The organism is Achromobacter sp. RT286_PF, from assembly GCF_059760425.1.
The window spans coordinates 15,617-33,052 of the sequence record NZ_JCBAMR010000025.1 but is presented as its reverse complement, the minus strand read 5'-3'; the positions used below and the strand labels follow the sequence as shown (position 1 = coordinate 33,052).

Below are 17,436 nucleotides of genomic sequence, written 5' to 3'. Positions count from 1 at the left end.
CCGCAGTGCGCAGCGGCGGCCGGTGCCGCGGCCTATCCCATTACAATGAAAACGCGCACGTCCAGGAGCCAAAGAAGACGATGAAACCTCTCGCGCCGCCGGCCAACGAGCCCGCCAAGAAAGACGTAAACCGCAGCGAAATCGTATACATAAATTTACGCCGCGCCATTATCGAACAGGCCTTGCTGCCGGGCGACAAGCTGCCCGAAGACATCATTGGCGAGCGTTTCGGGGTCAGCCGCACGATTGTGCGCGGCGTGTTGACGCGGCTGTTCAGCGAAGGGCTGGTGGATTTGCGCCCCAATCGCGGCGCGGCGGTGGCGCGGCCCAGCCTGGAAGAAGCGCACGATATCTTCGAGGCCCGGCGCTGCCTGGAACGCGACGTGGCCCGCCGGCTGCTGCAACACATCACCGAAGCCGGCCTGACGCGCCTGGCGCGTCACGTCGAAGAAGAGGAAGCGGCCCGCAAGCGCAACAGCACGAATGAATCCATCCGGCTGTCGGGCGAATTCCACATCCTGATGGCCGAGCTATCCGGCAACGCGGTCTATGCCCGCTACGTGAACGAAATCGTGTCGCGCTGCTCGCTGATCCTGGCGCTTTACGGGCGGCCGCATTCCAGCGAATGCGCGGTCAGCGAACACATGGACATAGTGGAAGGCCTGCGCGCGCGCGACGAAAAGCACGTGCTGCATCTGCTGGAACATCATCTGGAATCAGTGACGGCGCGCGCGCTGCTCAGCACCGACGGGTCGGGCGTGCGCGACATCCGCAAGATTCTTGACCGCTACGGCACCTGAGCCGCGCGGCCGACCTCGCCGCGCGCAGGCGCGGCGTAGGCGCTGGCCCGCCCATTCGGGCGTGCCGGTCCGGCACGAATGAGAAAAGCGCCCGGTCGGGGCGCTTTTTCGTTCGGGCACTTAGATTTCGCGTTCTTCCGTCTTGAGGTTGTTGTCGCGAGCGAAATCCACCACGAACTTGTACGCCAGCGGTTCCAGGTCGCGCAAACGCAGGTCGACCACGATTCCGCGCACGCCGTCGATCACGACAGGCAGCACATAGGGCGAATAAGTGAGGTGGTTACCAGCACAGCCGGCGGGCCGGAACTGTGCCATTACGCCAGCGAGCCGCTCCGCCCAATCGCTGGGGCGGAATCGGCTACCGCTTTCGGTAACGCCATGAATTACGAATTGTCTGACGCGAGTTGCCATGAGTTCTTCACTACAGCGCGCCTTTCACGAAAGCCGGATCTTCGGCGTGATCAAACATGCGCCCTGCGCCGCGAATTGTATATGATTGATCCTTTGCCCTCTTCCAAAAGCCGATTCCGCCCCGCTTTCGCCCGGGGTCCATCGAATTGAAGGCGGCTTTTTGAAGGCGGCTTTTTGGTAATCCCCCAGGAGGATCCGCAATGACCTCGCCTCTGGCCAATATCTATGCCCGCCTGCCGGTTGCGTTCACGCACGGCCACGGCGCATGGTTGTGGGATGCCCAAGGGCGCAAATACCTGGACGCACTGGCCGGCATCGGCGTGTCGTGCCTGGGACACGCCCATCCGAAACTGGTGGCGGCCATCAGCGAACAGGCCGCGCGCGTCATCCACACGTCGAACATCTACGAAATTCCCCAGCAGGCCGCGCTTGCCGCCCGCCTGAGCGCTTTGTCGGGCATGCAGGAAGCGCTGTTTTGCAACAGCGGCTCGGAAGCGAACGAGGCGGCCATCAAGCTGGCCCGCTACTACGCCTACCAGCGCGGCAACAAGCACGCCCACATCATCACCATGGATTCGTCCTGGCATGGCCGCACGCTGGCCACGCTGGCGGCCACGGGCAGCGACAAGGCCCGCAAGGGCTTCGAACCGCTGCCCAGCGGCTTCATCCAGGTGCCCTATAACGACCTGGACGCCGTGCGCGCCGCGGGCGACGCCGAGCCGCGCACCACCGCCGTGTTGCTTGAAGTGCTGCAAGGCGAAGGCGGCATCCGCCCATCCGACATCTCGTACCTGCAAGCGGTGCGCGCGCTGTGCACCGAGCGCGGCTGGCTACTGATGATCGACGAAGTGCAGTCCGGCATCGGCCGCACCGGCAAGTGGTTCGCGCATCAATGGGCCGACATCAAGCCTGACGTGATGACGCTGGCCAAGGGGCTGGCGGGCGGCGTGCCGATTGGCGCGATGCTGGCCGCAGGGCCTGCCGCCGGGGTGTTCACGCCCGGCAGCCATGGCACCACGTTCGGCGGCGGGCCGCTGGTCTGCGCCGCCGGCCTGGCCGTGCTGGACACGCTGGAAGACGACAAGCTGCTGGACAACGCCCACACGGTGGGCACCTACCTGAAGGACGCCCTGGCGCAAGCCTTGGCAGACACGGCGGGCGTTACCGAGGTGCGCGGGCGGGGCTTGATGCTGGGCATAGAACTGGCGCGCCCCTGCGGCGTGCTGGTGCTGCACGCCCTTGAAGCCGGCCTGCTCATCAACGTCACGCGCGACCGCGTCATCCGCATGCTGCCGCCCCTGATCCTTACCCAACAAGAGGCGGACCAGATCGTCGCCACCCTGGTCCCGCTCATCCAACGCTTCCTGTCCGAAAAACCATAATCAACGTACCGACCGGGCCACCAGCCCGGCCGGGCTCAATGACCTGCGACAACACCATGACTCCTCCCACGACTCAAAACGGCCCGTTGCGGCATTTTCTCCAGTTCAAGGATTTCTCTTCCGCTGAAATCGCCTACGTGCTGGACCGCGCGCGCCTGATCAAGGAAAAGTTCAAGCGCTACGAACCCCATATGCCGCTGCACGACCGCACGCTGGCGATGGTGTTTGAAAAGGCCAGCACCCGCACCCGCGTCTCGTTCGAGGCCGGCATGTACCAGATGGGCGGCTCGGTCATCAACCTGACCTCCAACGATTCGCAGCTGGGCCGCTCCGAGCCCATCGAAGACACGGCGCGCGTCATCTCGCGCATGGTCGACATCGTCATGATCCGTACGTTCGAGCAGACCCGCATCGAGCGCTTTGCGTCGCATTCGCGCGTGCCGGTCATCAACGGCCTGACCAACGAATTCCACCCCTGCCAGATCCTGGCCGATATCTTCACCTACATCGAACATCGCGGCCCGATCGCGGGCAAGACGGTGGCCTGGGTGGGCGATGCCAACAACATGGCATACACCTGGCTGCACGCAGCCGAGATGCTGGGCTTTACGCTGCACGTGTCCACGCCCGCGGGCTACGAACTTGAAGCCTCGCGCATCGGCTCGCCGTCGGACAAGGTGCTGCGCCAGTTCAAGGACCCCATGCAGGCGTGCCAGGGCGCGCACCTGGTCACGACCGACGTGTGGACCAGCATGGGCTACGAAGCCGAAAACGAAGAGCGCCGCGCGGCGTTTGCCGACTGGTGCGTTGACGCCGAAATGATGGCGGCCGCCGACCCCGAAGCCGTGTTCATGCACTGCCTGCCCGCCCACCGTGGCGAGGAAGTTACCGGCGAAGTCATCGACGGGCCGCAAAGCGTGGTCTGGGACGAAGCCGAAAACCGCCTGCACGTACAAAAGGCATTGATGGAATTCCTGCTGCTGGGCCAGATCAACTAAGCCTGCCGGGAAGCGCAAAGGGCCTGGATATCCTCGGATATCCAGGCCCTTTCATTTGGGCTGCCCTGGCGGCAATGCTACGGCTGGGTTGCGTGGCCGGCCCGCGCCGCATTCAATACACGGCAATCAACGCAGCGTACGTTCCCACGCCGCGATGGCGTCCACCACCGCCTGGGGCTTTTCGGGCACCAACGCGTGGCCCGCGCCGGGAACCACGACGACGGACACGCGGTCACCGAACTCATCGCGGATTTCATTGCGCGTAGCCGGCGGCTTGAACAGATCCAGCTCCGCTTGCAGGTCCAGCAACGGCTTGGCCCCGCCCGACCACCAATCGGACTGGCGCGTGGCCTTGCCGGCCAGGCGCTGGCTCTCGCTGACGTCCGGGTACCAGCCGTTCAACCAGACGCGCGCGTCGTTGCCGGGCGCAAAGAACGCGTACTGGATCGACTTCAGGCGTTCGGCGTCGGGCAACGACAGTTCGGCGCTGCGATCCACGTGTTCGCTCAGACCCTTGGGATATTGCTTGGCCGCCGCCGCCACAATCACCACGCCACGCACCAGCTCGGGGTGGTCGACGCCCGTGGCGCGCGCCACCCAGTTGCCGAAGGCATGACCCACCATCACCACCGGTTGGCGCGCCACGGTGCGAATCACGGCGGCCTGGTCGTCCGCCAGATCATGCAGCGTGATGCCCGACATCGGCCCGGTACTGCCGCCGATGCCGCGCGGCTGCGGACGCAGCACGCGATAGCCCGCTTGCACGAAGCGTTCGGCCAGTTCGTCGAAATCCTGCGCGCCGCGTCCCCGTGACGGCAGCAGCACCAGCGCGGGCCCCTGCCCCTGGTCCAGCACTTCAATCGACGCGCCGTTGCCGACCAGCACATTGACGCGTTTGGGTGCATCCGCCAGCACAGGCGTCGACGCCACGACCGCGCAGCCGATCGTCAGCCCCGTCAGCAGCTGTTTCATTTTCATCATGCCTCCTTGCCGGCCCATCGCCGGCCCGCCGTCACAGGATTTTCTTGAACATCGTGCGGCGCGTGTTGCGAAACGAAGGCCGCACGCGGCTGCTCCAGTCGGTGGCGCGCACGGCCAGCCACGGCGGGCTGCCGAAGGTTTCGCGGGTGTGCAAGTCGTAGCACGCCAGGTATCGCGGTGATTCATCGCGACATTCAAAGCGCATCGCGCGCACCGTGCCGGGCACGGACGCCAGCCCCGGCAGATGTTCCTGGTCATACCAGGCGTTCAAGTCCTGCTCGGCCTCGGGCAGCACATCGGTTTCAACGATGTAGTGCCACGGCGCGTCCTGGCCTGCCGACGCCCCCGGCAGGTCCAGCGTTTGATGCAACACGCGGGCGCGAGCGCCAGGGAAGCTCTCGGCCAGACGCGCCTGGATTTCGGCCAGCGCGTGGCTTGCGCCGCGCAGGTACACATACGTGTCCGCCTCTTCAACCGCGGCAAACGCGCTGACCTCAACCTTGTCCAGCCCGGCCGTCAGACGCTCTGCCATGTCGGCCGCGCGGGCCTTGTCAAAGCGTTCGCCCAGCGACACCAGCAATACGGATTCCTGCACTGTCATCTCCTTCAATGTCCGACGCGTAGCGCCACCAGGAAGCGCGACACCATGTTGTACGCGCCCACGGTGGCGGCCAGCTCGACCAGTTGCGCGTCATCGTAGCGTGCGCGCACGGGCGCGAACACCGCGTCGGGGACCTCGATGTCGCGCGTCATGGCGTCGGTCAACGCCAGCACCTCGGCTTCGCCGGGGGCCAGCCCCTGCACGTCGTGCGGCGCCGGGTTGGAGCGCAAGGCGTCAATCACCTCCTGCGGCATGCCGCCCGCCAAGGCGTGCGGCACGTGCGCGTCAAATTCGTAGGGCGCGTTGTTCAAGGTCGCCACGCGCAAGATGATCAGTTCACGCAGACGCGGCGACAGCGACGTCTTCTGGCGGATGGCGGTCAGCATGGCTTCCCAGCCATCCACGACGGCGGGGCTGTTCAGCAGCACCTGGTATAGCGGCGAGATCCGGCCGCGCGCGGCGCTGATACGCGCCTCGATCGCAGCCAGTTCCTGGCGGGTGCCCGGGACCACGGGGGTGACTCGGCTGGCGCTCATGCTTACTCCGGACGGATGTTCTTGCGCTGGATCAGCGCGGTCCACTTGTCGCGGTCGGACGCGATCAGCGCGGCCAGTTCCTGCGGCGAGCTGGGCGCTGCCTGGGCGCCAAACTTTTCCAGCTTGGCGCGTACGGCTTCATTGCCCAAGGCGGCGCGCACCGCCTGATTCAGCTTGTCGATGGTGGCGGCGGGCGTGGAGGCAGGCGCGACGATGCCGTACCAGTTATTCGATTCCACGCCGGCAATGCCCTGTTCGGCCAAGGTCTTCACATCGGGCAGCAGCGGGTGGCGCGTGGGCGCGGCGATACCCAAGGCCTTGAGCTTGCCGCCCTGGATATGGCCGATCAGGCCGGGCACGTCGCCGAAGAAGCCCGACACCTGGTTGCCCATCACATCGTTGATGACCGGCGCGGCCCCCTTGTACGGCACATGCAGCACGTTGGCCTTGCTGGCGTCGGCGAACATTTCCATCGTCAGGTGCGGAATGCTGCCAATGCCCGACGAGCCGATCGCCACGGATTGCGACGCCGCCTGCGACTTCTTCACGAAGTCCGCCGCGTCGCTAGCCGGGTTGGACGGGTTCACCACGAACACCGTGGCGTTGTTGACCACCTTGGACACCGGCGCAAAGTCGCGCACGGGGTCGTACGGCAGGTCTTTGTACAGCGCCGGGCTGATCGCCACCGCCCCCACGCTGGTCAGGAACAGCACCGAGCCATCGCCCGGCGCCTTGGCCACATAGGCGGCCGCGATGTTGCCATTGGCGCCCGCCTTGTTTTCGACAATGACGTTTTGCTTGAGCTCTTTGCCCAGCTGTTCGGCCAGCACGCGTCCGACCAGGTCCACCGGCCCGCCGGGCGGGAACGCAATGATCAGGCGCACCGGGCCGTCGGCATGGGCCGCGCCGAAAGCGGACAGACTCAGCACGGTGGCCGAAAGCAATTTCTTGAACATGGTGTCTCCTCGTTGAATCGAATTTTTTTAAGCGACGCGCAAGGTCGGGTGTCTACGCGAATCCGTACAGCTTTGCGGGGTTGTCCACCAGCACCCGCTGGCGTACGGCGGCATCGGGGCAGGCTTGAAAGAAGGTATCCACCAGCTCGCCGTCATCGGGCATATCGCCCGCCACGTTGGGATGTGGCCAGTCGGTGCCCCACAGGCAACGATCGGGCATGGCCTGCACCAACGCGCTCACAAAGGGTATGCCTTCGGCAAACGGGCGCTTGCCCGACGCGATGCGGTCGATGCCCGACACCTTGACCCAGGCCTGCGGCACATCGGCCAACGACAGCAATGCGCGCATCGCGGGCGAATCCAGGCCGTCGGCCGCCTTCAATCGGCCCATGTGATCCACCACGAAAGGCACGGGCAATGCCAACAGGCGCGGCAGCAGTTCGGGCAGCATCGCGCCGTCCACATGCAGGCACAGATGCCAGCCCAGCGGCGCAATCAGCGCCACCACGTGGTCGAACACGGCCGGGTCCGGCGCGCCGCCCAGGTGCGGCACGAAGTTGAAGCGCGCGGCGCGCACGCCGCCGTCGTGCAGTTGCCGGACACGCGCCGCCGTGGCATCCGCGCCCAGCAGCGCCACGCCGCGATAGCGGCCACCGCTTTGCGCCAGCGCATCCAGCAGCGCGCTATGGTCCGAGCCGTGGCAGTTGGCCTGCACCACCACTGCGCGCTCGATGCCCAGGTGCGCATGCAGCGCGGCCATGGCGGCATAGGGCGCATCGGGCGGCGTGTAGGAACGGCCCTCGGCATAGGGAAACACGTTGCCGGGCCCGAAGACATGGCAATGCGCGTCGCAGGCGCGGGGCGGCATGGCGCGGCGCGGACGGGACGGGGACGCAAGCGGTGGGCGGCAATCAGGCACAGTCGGTTCCTGCTGGGAAAACGACATCCTCGCGGATTGCGAGCCGACTAACAATGCTATATCTTTGATTTCAGATATAGAACATATACATAACAGCGCAGATGCATCGTGGATTTAAAGCAGATCGAATATTTCGTCAGCGTCGCCGAGCGGCGCAGCTTTTCGCGCGCGGCCGAGCTGCTGGACGTGGCCCAGCCCACCCTCAGCCGGCAGGTACGGCTGCTGGAGCTGGAGCTGGGCCAGCATCTGCTCTACCGCAACGGCCGCGGCGCCGAACCCACCGAGGCCGGACTGCGCTTTCTGGAACATGCGCGCGCGCTGCTGACGCTGGCCGAACGCGCCAAGGAAGACCTGCAAACGCTGCGCGCCACGCCAACCGGCAAGGTGGTGGTGGGCCTGCCCCCGCGCATTGCGCGCGTGTTGACGCCACCCTTGGTGCAGGCGTTTCGGCGTGGCTTTCCAGAGGCGTCCATTGCAGTGGCCGAAGGCCTTAGCGCCCAGGTGCGGGAATGGCTCTTGGCCGGCCGGGTCGATCTGGCCCTGCTTTACGATCCCGCGCCCTCGCCCCAGCTTGCGTATGAATCGCTGTTCCGCGAAGACCTGGTGCTGGCCGCTGCCGCCGGCCATCAACCGCCCCTGCCCGCCCGCGTTGCCGTGGCGCAGCTGGGCGACTACCCGCTGGTGCTGCCCAGCCTGCCCAACGCGATCCGGACCCTGGTGGAAAGCGTGTGCCGCGCGCAAGGCGTGCGCCTGAAGGTGGCGGCCGAGGTCGACGCCGTGCAGACCATCGTGGAACTGGCGGCGCAAGGCGACGCGTACGCCATCCTGCCGCGCTCGGCCGCGCGCGGACCTGCCGCCGAGCACGCCCTGTCCCTATCGGATATCGGCTCGCCCCGCATCACCAACAACCTGGTGCTGGCCAGCGCCCGCCACCGCCCCGCCACGCGCCTGGCCACCGCCACCGCGCAACTGATCCGACAACTGAAGCTTTCCGAACTGTTTGCCCCGGCCACGTGATGCGCCCGGCGGCCAAAAAGGCGCCGCGTCTGGCCGCACAAGGCAAAAGAGTTAAAATGCCGGCTACCTTTCTTGTTTGGCGGCTCGTTGCTGTCAAAGTCCTGTTGGCGTCTCACCTCAAACAATGACCACTATCCTCCCGAACCTTCCTACCGGCCAGAAGGTCGGCATCGCCTTTTCCGGCGGTCTCGACACCAGCGCAGCCCTGCTGTGGATGCGCAATAACGGCGCCATCCCCTACGCCTACACGGCAAACCTGGGCCAGCCGGACGAGTCCGACTACGATGAGATCCCGCGCAAGGCCTTGGCCTACGGCGCCGAAAATGCCCGCCTGATCGACTGCCGCGCGCAGTTGGTGGCTGAAGGCATCGCGGCCCTGCAATCGGGCGCGTTCCATATTTCGACCGCCGGCATCACGTACTTCAACACGACGCCCATCGGCCGCGCCGTCACCGGCACCATGCTGGTGGCCGCCATGAAGGAAGACGACGTCAACATCTGGGGCGACGGCAGCACGTTCAAGGGCAACGACATCGAGCGTTTCTACCGCTACGGCCTGTTGACCAACCCCGACCTGAAGATCTACAAGCCCTGGCTGGACCAGCGCTTCATCGACGAGCTGGGCGGCCGTTCGGAAATGTCCGAATACATGCGCCAAGCCGGCTTCGACTACAAGATGTCGGCCGAAAAAGCCTACTCGACGGACTCCAACCTGCTGGGCGCCACTCACGAAGCCAAGGACCTGGAACAGCTGAACTCCGGCATCCGCATCGTCAAGCCGATCATGGGCGTGGCGTTCTGGCGCGACGACGTGGCCGTCAAGGCCGAAGAAGTCACCGTGCGCTTCGAGGAAGGCCAGCCGGTCGCCCTGAACGGTGTGGAATACAGCGACCCGGTTGAACTGCTGCTGGAAGCGAACCGCATCGGCGGCCGCCACGGCCTGGGCATGAGCGACCAGATCGAAAACCGCATCATCGAAGCCAAGAGCCGCGGCATCTACGAAGCCCCGGGCCTGGCGCTGCTGTTCATCGCCTACGAACGCCTGGTCACCGGCATTCACAACGAAGACACCATCGAGCAGTACCGCGAAAACGGCCGCAAGCTGGGCCGCCTGCTGTATCAGGGCCGCTGGTTCGACCCGCAAGCCATCATGCTGCGCGAAACCGCCCAGCGCTGGGTGGCCCGCGCCATCACCGGCGAAGTCACCATCGAACTGCGTCGCGGCAATGACTATTCGCTGCTGAACACGGAATCGGCCAACCTGACGTACGCGCCCGAGCGCCTGTCGATGGAAAAGGTCGAAAACGCGCCGTTCACCCCGGCGGACCGTATCGGCCAGCTGACCATGCGCAATCTGGACATCGTCGACACGCGCGAAAAGCTGTTCACCTACGTCAAGACGGGCCTGCTGGCTTCCAGCGGCACGTCGCTGCCGCAGCTGAAAGACGCCGCGAAGAAGAAGTAAGCATTCTTGTCTTGCAGGCAAGGCAACAAAAAACCCCTCGGTCATCACACCGAGGGGTTTTTTTATGCCGCCGCGCCGGGGCCTAGAGCTCGACCTGCATCCCCATTTCCACCACGCGGTTGGCCGGGATCTTGAAGAACTTGGTGCTGCGCGTGGAGTTCCGGGCCATGAACGAAAACACCGCTCGGCGCCAACGCCATAGCGCCGGCTTGCGCGCCGCCACCACGGTCTGGCGCGACAGGAAGTACGACGTGCGCATCGGCTCCAGGTCCAGCTCCGGATACGCTTCGGCCACCAGGCGCAAGGCCTCGGGCACGTCCGGATCTTCCTTGAAGCCGTAGTTCACGGTGGCGGTCCAACTGGAGGCCGACAGCTTCTTCACCACGAAGCGTTCTTCAGGCGAAATGTAGGGCACGTCCGCCACCAGGATGGTCAGGAACAGCACGTGGTCGTGCAGCACCTTGTTGTGCTTCAGGTTATGCAGCAACGCGGGGGGCACGTTGCCGGAATTCATCGTCATGAAGATGGCGGTGCCCGGCACGCGCGATGGCGGATATTGTTCCAGCTGCTCCATGAATTCCTTGAGCGGCTGGCGGTCGCGCTGCTGCATGTCGGACAACAGGCGACGGCCACGGCGCCACGTCATCATCAGCGTGAACACAACGATGGCGACCAGCAGCGGCAGCCAGCCACCCTCGTGGATCTTGAACACGTTGGCCGAAAACAGCAGCACGTCGAACAGCAACAGAAAGCCCAGCACACCGAACCACAGCATGCGCTTCAGGCCCGTGGACCCGCGCGGCAAGACAGCAAACGCCAGCACCGAGGTGGTCAACATCGTGCCCGTCACCGCGAACCCATAGGCGGCGGCCAGGTTGTCGGAGTTGCGGAACAGCAGCACCAGCACCAGCACGGCGCACAGCAGCAGCGCGTTGACCTGCGGCAGATAGATCTGGCCCTTTTCCACCGCCGAGGTATGCAGGATCTGCATGCGCGGCCAGAAGCCCAGCTGCACCGCCTGGCGCGTGACCGAGTACGCGCCCGAGATCACGGCTTGCGATGCGACGATGGTGGCAATGGTGGCCAACGCCACCAGCGGCACCAGGCCCCAGTCGGGTGCCATCAGGAAGAACGGATTGCGGATGGCCTCGGGGTCGCGCAGCAGCAGCGCGCCCTGGCCGAAGTAGCACAGCGTCAACGCCGGCAACACCATGCTGAACCACGCGCTGCGAATCGCGGGGCGGCCAAAGTGGCCCATGTCGGCGTACAGCGCCTCGGCGCCCGTCAATGCCAACACCACGGCGCCCAGCAGCACGAAACTGATCAAGGGAAATTCAACGACGAACCGCAGGCCCCACATCGGGTTCAACGCCGCCAGGACTTCGGGCGTCTGCCAGATCTGCCAGCCGCCCAGCGCCGCCAGCGTGCCGAACCACACCAGCATCACGGGGCCAAATAGCTTGCCCATCAGGCCGGTGCCATGCGACTGGATGGCAAACAGCCCCACCAGCACGACCAGCGCAATGGGCACGACCCACGCGTCCAGGGTGTGGGACACGATGCCGATGCCTTCCAGCGCGGACAGCACCGAGATGGCGGGCGTAATCATGCTGTCGCCGTAGAACAGCGCCGCCCCGAAGATGCCCAGCACGATCAGCACCCACCGCATCTTGCCGTCGCGGTTGCGCACCGCCAGTTCCAACAGCGCCAGCGTGCCGCCTTCGCCGCGGTTATCGGCGCGCAGGACCAGCGTGACGTACTTCAAGGACACCACCACCATCAGCATCCAGAAAAGGATGGACAGCACCCCCAGCAAGTGCGCGGGCTCCAGGTCGGTGTGCACGCTAAGGCCCGTCAGGCAGGCGCGCAGCGTATACAGCGGGCTGGTGCCGATGTCGCCGTACACCACGCCCAACGCGCCCAGGATCAACGCGGCGCGCGACGACGGTGCATGCACGCCCCCCGCGTGGGGGCCGGTGGGAAGGGGGGCACCCGCCGTGGCTTGGCTCATGATGTGGGTTCTTGACGAGTTAGTTGCGCCCCTTTGCGGGGGCCGGGGAACACGACGGACAGCCGGGTTCCGGAGAAGTCGGGGCGACTGGTCAACTTCCACCAGGCGCCATGCGCGTGCGCGATCTCGCGCACGATGGCCAGGCCCAATCCCGAGCCGCCCGCCGTGGCGGTGGGCGATCGGTAAAAGGCTTCAAAGACGCGGTCGCGTTCTTCGGAGGGAATGCCGGGCCCGTCGTCCTCGACCGTCAGGGACGGCGGGTTGGCGCCCACAATCAACGTGATGCGGCCGGTCTCGTTGCCGTAGCGCAGCGCGTTGTCGATCAGGTTGCCCAGCAGTTCGGCCAGCAGCAAGGGGTCTGCATCGATCCAGATGGGCGCATCGGGCGCCACCAGGTCCAGCTCGTAGCGCGCCTCGCGCACCCGGGGAAACCATTCGGCGCCGTGCACGCGCACCCATTCACACAGGTCGATGCGCACAAAGCTGTCTTGCGGGCGGGCATTGGGGTCGGCGCGCGCCAGCACCAGCAACTGCTGACCCAGGCGGATCATCCGGTCGCTGACGGCCTTGATGCGTTCCGCCCGCGCCCGCACGTCGTCCGGCAGTGGGCGGGCCAACATCAATTCGGATTCCAGCCGCAGGCCGGACAAGGGGGTGCGCAGCTGGTGCGCCGCGTGGCCGATGAATCGGCGCTGGGCCGCCAGCGAGGCGTCCAGGCGCAGCAGCAGGTCGTTGGTGTGCGTGACCAGCGGTTCGATTTCGACCGGCACGCCCGCCACTTCCAGCGGCTGCATGTCGTCGATGGAACGCTGCCGGATCTCTTCGGACAGATGGTTCACGGACCGCAATCCGGATCGCACGCCCTGCACGACCACCCAGGTGAACAGCGCAATCAGCGCCACCTGCCCCACCACCATGAGCCAGAAGAAGTCTTCCAGCATCCACAGCGACATATCGATCTTGTGCGTGATCACCCAGGTTGCCGCCAGGTCCAGCAGGACAAGCAGCAGAATGGGCGGCATCAAGCGGATGACCAGATGCCGGGCAAGCGAGCGGGAGGGGAGCAAGGGGCGGGACGCCGTAGGAGCGGAAGGAGTGCGATCGTGCATCATGACGCGATACCCTCGCTTGGGTGCATGCAGAAGCGCAGCCGGCGCATACCGGCGGCGCCCGGGCCGTCAGGCCGTTTCCACATCCAGCATGTAGCCGAAGCCGCGCACCGTCTGGATGCTGGCGCCCGTACCTTCCAGGCGCTTGCGCAGGCGGTACACATAGACTTCGACGGCGTTTTCGCTGAAATCGGCATCCCAGGCGGACAGCGAATTCACGATTTGCCGCTTGGTGACGACGCGGCCCACGCGGGCCATCAACATTTCCAGCACGGAAAGTTCGCGCACCGACAGCGACAGGCGCTGGCCATTGGCGCGGACTTCGCGGCCGACCGTGTCGAACACCAGGGGGCCGACTTCGATCAACGGCTGTGCCTGCCCCGCGCGCCGCCGGCCGAAGGCACGCACGCGCGCCGCCAGCTCGGGCAGTTCAAAGGGTTTGGTGACGTAATCGTCGGCGCCGGCATCCAGGCCCGCAACGCGGTCTTCGATGCCGTCGCGCGCGGTAAGGATCAGGACCGGAACCTGATTGCCGTCTTGGCGCAATTGCCGCAGCACATCAAGCCCGCTCATGCCGGGAAGGTTCAGGTCGAGCAGCATCAGGTCATACGGCTGGCCAGCCAGGGCGCCCAGGACTCGGTCGCCTTCCGTCAGCCAGTCGACCGCATAACCCTGGTCGGCCAGGAATTCCTGGAGCGCATGGCCCAGGGTGGTGTCGTCTTCGATTACCAGAACTCGCATGCCGCGATTCTAGCGCGATCCGAAAAAAAAGGGGCGCGAAATGCGCCCCCTTCCGTGGGATTCGTTCACCGGCCGGACGGCGCCCCGGCGGGAGCCGGGGTTGCGGCGCCGGCGGCGGGTGCCTGGCCGCTCGCTGCGGCGCCCCCCGAAGGCGGCGTCGTGACAAAGCCGATGCGCGACATGCCCGAACGGCGCGCCGAGGCCATGACCTTGGCCAGGGTTTCGTAGCGCGTGTTCTGATCGGCGCGAATGCGGATCTCGGGTTGCGGCTTGGTGCCGGCGATCGACTTGAAGCGGTTGGGCAGGTCATCGATATTGACCGGCTTTTCGTCCCAGAACAATGCGCCGCTGGCGTCAATCGCCAGGTCGACCGTCTTGGGTTCTTCTTCGATCTGCTCGGCTGCCACCTGGGGCATGTTGATCTTGATCGAGTGCGCCAGCAGCGGCGCCGTGATGATGAAGATCACCAACAGCACCAGCATGACGTCGATCAGGGGCACCATGTTGATCTCGGAAACCGTATGGCTGCCGGATCCTTTTCCCTCGAAGCTGCCAAAGGCCATTATTCGCTCCCGCGTTGAACCGCGGCGCCGTTACCGTTCTGGCGGCGCAAGGCGCGAACCTTGCCGTCGGACAGCGCAACCTGCTGGCCGGTGGTCAGGAACGCGAACAGGTCGTGCGCGAAGGCGTCCAGGCGCGACAGGAACACGCGGTTGTTGCGCACAAACGTGTTGTACGCCAGCACGGCGGGGATGGCCACGGCCAGACCCAGGCCCGTCATGATCAGCGCTTCGCCCACGGGGCCGGCGATGCGGTTGATGGTCACGCCGTCGGACAAGCCGATGCCGACCAGCGCGTGGTACACGCCCCACACCGTACCGAACAGGCCGACGAACGGCGCCGTGGAACCCACCGAGGCCAACACCGTCAGGCCGTTTTCAAGCTTGGCGGTTTCTTCGTCGATCACCTTGCGCATCGTGCGCGTGACGAAGTCGGAATTGCTGCCGGACTCTTCCAGCTTGGTCGCGCCGAACTTGTTGTGGTGCGCCTGCGCGTGCATCGCGTGGCTGGCCAGGTGCGAGAACGGATCGCGCGCGCCGTGCGTGCTGATCTCGTGCTCGACCTGCTCCAGCGAGCTGGCGTTCCAGAACTTGTTCAGGAAATCGGCCGAACGCCTGCGCATGCTGACGTTGCTGGCGGCCTTGACCAGGATCAGGTACCAGGTCACCAGCGACATCAGGATCAGGATGATGAACAGGCTCTTGCCCACGAAGTCGCTCTGCGCGACAAAGTGCAGAAAGCCCATGTCGGGGGTCGCGATGGGCGCGGTCGGCGGCAGCGCGGCGGCGGCGCTTTGCAGCGCGTCAGCCGATTGCTGGACGACACCGGCACCGGTCGTGGCGGCTTGTTGGGCTGCGGGCGCAGCGGCGGCGGCAGCCGGAGCAGCCGGGCTGGTAGTCGCCTGCGCCACCAGGGTGGCGCCATGCAGTGCGTTGGACATCTCAGTTCCTCATTACGAAATCGAACGGAATTTTGGCTTTGGCGGGATAGGCCACGCCGTTACGGGTATAGGGCTTGAACTTGGCCTTGCGAGCCGCGGTCAACGCGGATTCGTCCAGCCTCGGAAAGCCCGAGGACGTGTCGATCGTTGCGCGGTCCACCAGACCCTGCGTGTTGATCTCCACCAGCACCAGCACCCGCCCTTCTTCCCGCATGCGGCGCGAGGCCATCGGGTAGCTGGGCATGGGGCGCGCGCCCTGGAATTCAATGCTGGACACCAAAACGGGCTGATCGGGCGGCGGGCCTTGTTGCGGGCTTTGCGTCGCCTGCGCGCCATCCACGGCGCCGGCGGGCGGCGTCTGCACGGGCGGCGTCTCGGGTTTGACTTCCTGCTTGGGCTGCGGTTTGGGTTGGGGCTTGGGTTTGGGCTTCGGCTTGGGCTTGGGGGCCGGCATCGGCGGCTTTTCAACCACGGGTTCCGGTTCCGGTTCAGGCTCGGGCTTCATTTCCGGTTCGGGCTCGGGGTCGGGCTCGACCACGGGTTCGGGCTCGGGCGGCGGCGGTTCCACGACGGGTTGCGGCGGCTCGGGCGTAGGCTCGGCCTTGGCCACCTGCGGAACGGGCGCGTCGATGAGGCTGACCATGACAGCCTCGGGCTCCTCAAGCTCAGGACGATTCGCGGGTGCCATGAAAATGGCCCCGATTACCGCCGCGTGTAGGGCGACAACCGCCAGACCGGCGCCAGCGCGTATACCAAATGAAGACGGCGAAGAAGAAGTCCAACCGCGTTGAAAACTAGGCATGAATCAGCCAGGGTGCATTGACTTATCCGGCCAGCTTGACGAAAACGCGCGCCAAAAAAAAGCGGCGTGAGCCAGCCGGTACAAGCCGATCATAATATCTTAAATGCGAATGATTCGCACGTCCTATTTCGTCTGGAATAGCGTAACACTGCCCTACCGGGCTCAACCAGAAAGCACAAGACGGCATCAAGAAAGCTTGCGCCAGCGCAAGGCCGCAGCGCGTGGAGCGCGCAAGGAACGGGGGGGGCGAGAAGGGGCGTGCAACGCGCGCGGGAAACGCCAAAACAAAAAACCCGCCACGGTAAGGTGTGCGGGTTTTGCGGGTGATCTGCAAGAAGTACGTTCAAATTCGCGAACGCAACGCATGGGCTTTTGGTGGGTGCTACAGGGGTCGAACCTGTGACCTACGCCTTGTAAGGGCGCCGCTCTACCAACTGAGCTAAGCACCCGATCCTGACACTTTCAGCGCCGCTTCAATGCGATGATTCGCTTGAAGCAGTGACTAACTCGCAGCCAACTCGGGGTACTCAAAAGCAATACGCGGGCCGGAGTATACCGGACCGCGTCATTGTCGGCAAATCGCTTCGGGCCGATGCCCCGCGATCGCCATGCCGTCCATTAGTTGACGGCGTCCTTCAGGGCCTTGCCCGGACGGAACTTCGGCACCTTGGCCTTCTTGATCTTGATCGTTTCGCCCGTACGCGGGTTGCGGCCAGTGCGAGCTGCGCGAGCCGACACGGCAAACGTGCCAAAGCCAACCAGCGTTACCGTACCGCCCTTCTTCAGCGTGGTCTTGACGGCACCGATCAGGGCGTCGAGCGAACGGCCGGCGGCAGCCTTGGAGATATCGGCCTTGCTGGCGATGTGATCGATGAGTTCGGTTTTGTTCATTCAGGAGTACCCCTCACAAGGTATTGAGTCTGGCGAGGCCGTGCGGTTCATGGCTGTCATGCAGGGACGCCACCAACAAAACGCAAGGCCCGGCAAACGACGAACAGACAGTGGATGGACTTTTTTCTTGCGCTGCAAAGCACAACTTTTAAACTGCTGCGCCGCTTAGGATTCGATGGCATAAATGCCTTCAAACCGTCAGCGACGCAGACGTGTATTAGGCCTTGGCGTAGAGCGGCTGTCAAGCAAAAACCTCACCACAACCCGCGCCAATACTAGCTTTTAGCCATTTTCGCAATAAACAAAAACGCGCAT

At 65.0% G+C, this 17,436-nt stretch carries 18 protein-coding genes and 1 tRNA gene; 5 read left to right on the top strand and 14 right to left on the bottom strand.

What is annotated here, in order from left to right:
* The first annotated feature begins 80 nt into the window (after nucleotides 1–80).
* On the top strand, nucleotides 81–800 hold the full coding sequence (locus AC6LJY_RS18735; protein WP_104143274.1) for a GntR family transcriptional regulator: 720 nt from the start codon (nucleotides 81–83) through the stop codon (nucleotides 798–800).
* Between the two features lie 120 nt (nucleotides 801–920).
* Here AC6LJY_RS18735 and AC6LJY_RS18730 read toward each other — a convergent pair whose 3' ends face one another.
* Complete coding sequence (locus tag AC6LJY_RS18730; protein ID WP_013392635.1) at nucleotides 921–1,211, bottom strand: DUF3579 domain-containing protein; 291 nt, start codon at nucleotides 1,209–1,211, stop codon at nucleotides 921–923.
* A gap of 200 nt (nucleotides 1,212–1,411) precedes the next feature.
* Between AC6LJY_RS18730 and AC6LJY_RS18725 the strand changes: the two genes are divergently transcribed.
* On the top strand, nucleotides 1,412–2,593 hold the full coding sequence (locus AC6LJY_RS18725) for an aspartate aminotransferase family protein (protein ID WP_046805487.1): 1,182 nt from the start codon (nucleotides 1,412–1,414) through the stop codon (nucleotides 2,591–2,593).
* Nucleotides 2,594–2,649: 56 nt separating this feature from the next.
* Nucleotides 2,650–3,591 (top strand): ornithine carbamoyltransferase, encoded by a 942-nt coding sequence (argF, locus tag AC6LJY_RS18720; RefSeq protein ID WP_046805553.1) that lies wholly within the window; start codon nucleotides 2,650–2,652, stop codon nucleotides 3,589–3,591.
* 126 nt (nucleotides 3,592–3,717) lie between these two features.
* Here the strand turns inward: argF and AC6LJY_RS18715 are convergent, their stop codons facing one another.
* The 5 genes from AC6LJY_RS18715 to AC6LJY_RS18695 are packed head-to-tail and all read right to left on the bottom strand — an operon-like array spanning nucleotide 3,718 to nucleotide 7,584.
* Nucleotides 3,718–4,569 (bottom strand): alpha/beta fold hydrolase, encoded by an 852-nt coding sequence (locus AC6LJY_RS18715; RefSeq protein ID WP_314364460.1) that lies wholly within the window; start codon nucleotides 4,567–4,569, stop codon nucleotides 3,718–3,720.
* A gap of 34 nt (nucleotides 4,570–4,603) precedes the next feature.
* The gene (locus tag AC6LJY_RS18710; RefSeq protein ID WP_082134516.1) at nucleotides 4,604–5,167 is read right to left on the bottom strand and encodes a DUF4286 family protein; all 564 of its coding nucleotides are present in this window, start codon (nucleotides 5,165–5,167) and stop codon (nucleotides 4,604–4,606) included.
* 11 nt (nucleotides 5,168–5,178) lie between these two features.
* Nucleotides 5,179–5,709 carry a carboxymuconolactone decarboxylase family protein gene (locus tag AC6LJY_RS18705; RefSeq protein WP_314364465.1) on the bottom strand — a complete coding sequence of 177 codons (531 nt, stop codon included), beginning with the start codon at nucleotides 5,707–5,709 and terminating at the stop codon, nucleotides 5,179–5,181.
* 2 nt (nucleotides 5,710–5,711) lie between these two features.
* Nucleotides 5,712–6,665, bottom strand: coding sequence for a Bug family tripartite tricarboxylate transporter substrate binding protein (locus AC6LJY_RS18700; RefSeq protein ID WP_046805490.1), 954 nt, complete (start codon nucleotides 6,663–6,665; stop codon nucleotides 5,712–5,714).
* Between the two features lie 52 nt (nucleotides 6,666–6,717).
* Nucleotides 6,718–7,584 (bottom strand): amidohydrolase family protein, encoded by an 867-nt coding sequence (locus AC6LJY_RS18695; RefSeq protein ID WP_498136528.1) that lies wholly within the window; start codon nucleotides 7,582–7,584, stop codon nucleotides 6,718–6,720.
* Nucleotides 7,585–7,692: 108 nt separating this feature from the next.
* On the opposite strand from AC6LJY_RS18695, the gene AC6LJY_RS18690 reads away from it, so the two are divergent.
* On the top strand, nucleotides 7,693–8,601 hold the full coding sequence (locus AC6LJY_RS18690; RefSeq protein ID WP_120154537.1) for a LysR family transcriptional regulator: 909 nt from the start codon (nucleotides 7,693–7,695) through the stop codon (nucleotides 8,599–8,601).
* Nucleotides 8,602–8,725: 124 nt separating this feature from the next.
* Nucleotides 8,726–10,066, top strand: a complete 1,341-nt coding sequence (gene argG, locus AC6LJY_RS18685; RefSeq protein ID WP_046805493.1) for an argininosuccinate synthase — start codon at nucleotides 8,726–8,728, stop codon at nucleotides 10,064–10,066.
* Between the two features lie 82 nt (nucleotides 10,067–10,148).
* Here the strand turns inward: argG and AC6LJY_RS18680 are convergent, their stop codons facing one another.
* From AC6LJY_RS18680 to AC6LJY_RS18645, 8 genes are all read right to left on the bottom strand, one after another.
* A complete protein-coding gene (locus AC6LJY_RS18680) occupies nucleotides 10,149–12,077 on the bottom strand; it encodes a KUP/HAK/KT family potassium transporter (protein ID WP_314364474.1) in 1,929 nt (642 codons plus the stop codon).
* On the bottom strand, nucleotides 12,074–13,099 hold the full coding sequence (locus AC6LJY_RS18675) for a sensor histidine kinase (RefSeq protein WP_104143268.1): 1,026 nt from the start codon (nucleotides 13,097–13,099) through the stop codon (nucleotides 12,074–12,076). Before AC6LJY_RS18675 ends, AC6LJY_RS18680 begins: the two co-directional genes overlap by 4 nt.
* 156 nt (nucleotides 13,100–13,255) lie before the next feature.
* Entirely contained in the window at nucleotides 13,256–13,927 is a 672-nt protein-coding gene (locus tag AC6LJY_RS18670) for a response regulator transcription factor (RefSeq protein ID WP_006218435.1), read from the bottom strand.
* 65 nt (nucleotides 13,928–13,992) lie between these two features.
* Entirely contained in the window at nucleotides 13,993–14,490 is a 498-nt protein-coding gene (locus AC6LJY_RS18665) for an ExbD/TolR family protein (protein ID WP_104143267.1), read from the bottom strand.
* Entirely contained in the window at nucleotides 14,490–15,428 is a 939-nt protein-coding gene (locus tag AC6LJY_RS18660) for a MotA/TolQ/ExbB proton channel family protein (RefSeq protein WP_120154533.1), read from the bottom strand. Before AC6LJY_RS18660 ends, AC6LJY_RS18665 begins: the two co-directional genes overlap by 1 nt.
* A 1-nt stretch (nucleotide 15,429) precedes the next feature.
* Entirely contained in the window at nucleotides 15,430–16,230 is an 801-nt protein-coding gene (locus AC6LJY_RS18655) for an energy transducer TonB (protein WP_104143265.1), read from the bottom strand.
* 373 nt (nucleotides 16,231–16,603) lie between these two features.
* Nucleotides 16,604–16,679, bottom strand: a tRNA-Val gene (locus AC6LJY_RS18650).
* A 169-nt stretch (nucleotides 16,680–16,848) separates the two neighbouring features.
* The gene (locus tag AC6LJY_RS18645) at nucleotides 16,849–17,121 is read right to left on the bottom strand and encodes an HU family DNA-binding protein (protein WP_003812968.1); all 273 of its coding nucleotides are present in this window, start codon (nucleotides 17,119–17,121) and stop codon (nucleotides 16,849–16,851) included.
* Nucleotides 17,122–17,436: the final 315 nt, after the last annotated feature.